Genomic DNA, 3,237 nt, shown 5'->3' on the forward strand with positions numbered 1-3,237 from the left:
ATCTTTGTCCCCTAACTTTCGGCGAGTCCCCCCAGACTTTTTGAGAAGCTTCGAATATTAGCAAAATGGTTTAAACCTTGGAATGTTTTGCAGTATCGATTTTGGAGAGTAGTAACTGCTTCAGATGTTCCGATTAATTCTCAATTAGGAGGGGGATTAGTTCTGATTCACCCCAATGGAGTTGTTATTCATCCAAAAGCTTCAATCGGGCCTAACTGTGTGATCTTACAACAAGTGACCATAGTAACAGGAGTAAAAATCGGAGGTGATGTAAATATTGGAGCAGGGGCAAAAATTATTCGTCCTGTAACCATCGGCAATCATTCCAAAATTGGAGCTAATGCTGTTGTTATGTGTGATGTACCTGAAGGTGCTACGGCAGTAGGAATTCCAGCCAGAATAATTGAGAGGTAAGAGCATTAAGGGGAGAGCCATAAAGATCTGAAATATAGTGACCAAAATATTGCAGAATGTAGATTGGAGATTGAATAAGAACAAGCGCTTGTTTTTAAACATCGGTAAATCTACAATCTATCCTCTAAAATAAACAATTAATCTAAAATATGTAATATACAATCCCAAGATCCTGCTTTTAAGCAGGAGTCAATCTACAATATGCTTGCAGGCAATCTGCAATTGTTTGACTAAATAAGGGTGAAATGTCTCAGAGTTACCAAATTCTTGTAAAATAAATTTTGAATTTACAAGCTCTAAAAGCCCTTCATGATTTCTAGTAACGATTTTCGGACTGGTACCAGCATTGAATTAGATGGTTCAGTGTGGCGCGTCGTTGAATTCCTGCACGTTAAACCAGGGAAAGGTTCGGCTTTTGTGCGAACCAAGCTAAAAAATGCTCAAACCGGAAACGTGGTTGAGAGAACTTTTCGTGCAGGAGAAACCGTTCCCCAGGCTAACCTAGAAAAACGCACCATGCAACATACCTATAAAGAAGGGGAACAATATGTCTTTATGGATATGGAAACCTACGAAGAAGTGCGATTAAACCCAGATCAAATGGGAACAACGGTCAACTACATCAAAGAAGAAATGGAAGCCGACGTTCTTCTCTGGAACGAGACTGTCCTTGAAGTGCAACTCCCCACCTCGGTGATTTTGGAAGTAACAGAAACAGATCCAGGGGTCAAAGGAGACACCGCAACGGGAGGGACAAAACCCGCTATTGTGGAAACCGGAGCGCAAGTAATGGTTCCTCTGTTTATTTCCATTGGAGAAAAAATCAAAGTGGACACCCGCGACGGTTCCTACTTAGGACGGGAAACTTAGAAACAATAGAGTTCCTGCCTCTGGGTGGGGTATGTTAATCAAAGATTATGGGATGGAGAATTTGTGTCAATTAATTTTAACGAACTCCGAAGCTTATTAGGAGCGATCGCTCACACTGATATCGCTGAAGTTAGCCTCAAAACAGAAACCTTTGAGTTGAAAGTCCGCCGAGATACGGCCACTTTAACCACAACTCAAACCACACCAATCACCTCGGAAGTAATAAGGCCGCCTTCTGTTCCAGCAACAGCATCCGCACCCCCTGAAACGCCTCCTTCTCCTGCGGATAAACAATGGGTAGCGATCAACTCCCCGATGGTAGGTACTTTCTACCGCGCTCCTGCTCCTGACGAATCTCCCTTTGTAGAAGTGGGCGATCGTGTGGGTAACACCCAAACTGTGTGTATTATCGAAGCCATGAAACTGATGAACGAAATAGAAGCAGAAGTCAGTGGCGAGGTGATGGAAATTGTGGTGGCCAACGGGGAACCCGTAGAATACGGTCAAACATTGATGTGGGTCAATCCCAGTTAACCCCCAAAAACAAAAGTAAAGATTACAAAATCCCTAAATCTACATCTTAGGGCTTATAGATTATATAGCGGAAAGTTTGTAAAGAAATTAGGAGACATCCTCATGGCTCGGATGTATTACGATGCAGATGCCAACCTTGATTTATTGGCAGATAAAACTGTGGCGATCATCGGCTACGGTTCTCAAGGTCACGCCCACGCCCTTAATTTAAAAGACAGTGGCATCAATGTGGTAGTGGGGCTGTATCCAGGTAGCAAATCACGCAAAAAAGCCGAAGAAGCAGGTCTAAAAGTGATGAGTGTGGCTGATGCGGCTAGCGCAGCTGATTGGATCATGATCTTGTTACCAGATGAAGTCCAAAAAACTATTTACACCGAAGAAATTGAACCCAACTTAAGAGACGGCAACGTTCTGTCTTTTGCTCATGGCTTTAATATTCATTTTGGTCAGATTGTTCCCCCCAAAACCGTAGATGTGGTAATGGCTGCCCCCAAGGGACCCGGTCATCTAGTACGCCGTACCTACGAACAAGGAGAGGGGGTTCCCTGTCTCTTCGCAGTTTATCAAGACAGCAGTGGTCAAGCTCGAGATCGGGCTATGGCTTATGCTAAGGGGATCGGAGGAACCCGTGCAGGTATTCTCGAAACTACTTTTAGAGAAGAGACGGAAACGGATTTATTCGGGGAACAAGTGGTTCTCTGTGGTGGTTTATCCGCTTTAATTAAGTCTGGTTTTGAAACCCTAGTTGCAGCAGGGTATCAACCAGAATTAGCCTATTTTGAATGCCTCCACGAAGTCAAATTAATTGTGGATTTGATCGTAGAGGGAGGTCTTGCAAAAATGCGCGATAGTATTTCCAATACAGCAGAGTATGGAGATTTAACCCGAGGACCTCGCATTGTCACCGACGAAACTCGCGCTGAAATGAAACAAATTCTCAGAGAAATTCAATCCGGTCAGTTTGCAAGGGAATTTGTCCTAGAAAATCAATCAGGGAAACCTGGGTTTACTGCAATGCGCCGTCAAGAGGCAGAACACTCTATCGAAGAAGTGGGCAAAGATTTACGGGCTATGTTTAGCTGGTTAAAAGATACTTAACTAGAAAATTCGATAAAACTAGCTAGTTTGTAAGCGTTCAGCTATCAGCTATCAGCCATCAGTTGAAACATATCAATCTCTATCTTATGCTGTCAGTGAGATTAAACATAAGCTTAACGCTTTCATCTCTTAGCTGAAAGCCGAACGCTGTGCGATAGCGCCGGAACGGAGTGAGGAACTGCTTACTAATTTAAGTTTTTATGTACTGGTGCAAGATGTCAGTATTCCACACCTCGGTGGGGTCTCTCCTCAGGTTCAGAAGTCTCATAGCAGTTTTCAATTGGGTGTATCAAAATCTCGGTTTACTTCGACTTCGCTCAG

General features: G+C 43.4%; 4 protein-coding genes. All 4 read left to right on the forward strand.

Going from position 1 to position 3,237, the window contains the following annotated elements; all coding sequences use genetic code 11:
* The first annotated feature begins 87 nt into the window (after window positions 1-87).
* The 4 genes from P9B04_RS17950 to ilvC all read left to right on the forward strand — a co-directional run bounded on the left by P9B04_RS17950 (window position 88) and on the right by ilvC (window position 2,916).
* On the forward strand, window positions 88-414 hold the full coding sequence (locus P9B04_RS17950; RefSeq protein ID WP_342056348.1) for a serine O-acetyltransferase: 327 nt from the start codon (window positions 88-90) through the stop codon (window positions 412-414).
* Window positions 415-723: 309 nt separating this feature from the next.
* Window positions 724-1,284 carry an elongation factor P gene (gene efp / locus P9B04_RS17955; protein WP_342056349.1) on the forward strand — a complete coding sequence of 187 codons (561 nt, stop codon included), beginning with the start codon at window positions 724-726 and terminating at the stop codon, window positions 1,282-1,284.
* Between the two features lie 63 nt (window positions 1,285-1,347).
* Window positions 1,348-1,818 (forward strand): acetyl-CoA carboxylase biotin carboxyl carrier protein, encoded by a 471-nt coding sequence (gene accB, locus P9B04_RS17960; RefSeq protein WP_342056350.1) that lies wholly within the window; start codon window positions 1,348-1,350, stop codon window positions 1,816-1,818.
* A gap of 102 nt (window positions 1,819-1,920) precedes the next feature.
* Window positions 1,921-2,916: a ketol-acid reductoisomerase gene (gene ilvC / locus P9B04_RS17965; RefSeq protein WP_342056351.1), complete on the forward strand. Its 996-nt coding sequence runs from the start codon at window positions 1,921-1,923 to the stop codon at window positions 2,914-2,916.
* Window positions 2,917-3,237: the final 321 nt, after the last annotated feature.

It is taken from the genome of Crocosphaera sp. Alani8 (genome assembly GCF_038442745.1).
Taxonomy (GTDB): domain Bacteria; phylum Cyanobacteriota; class Cyanobacteriia; order Cyanobacteriales; family Microcystaceae; genus Crocosphaera.

Bases quoted from the DNA above. Each gene is read 5' to 3' on its own strand.
- ilvC (WP_342056351.1), top strand. From the start codon at position 1,921: ATGGCTCGGATGTATTACGATGCAGATGCCAACCTTGATTTATTGGCA.
- efp (WP_342056349.1), top strand. From the start codon at position 724: ATGATTTCTAGTAACGATTTTCGGACTGGTACCAGCATTGAATTAGAT.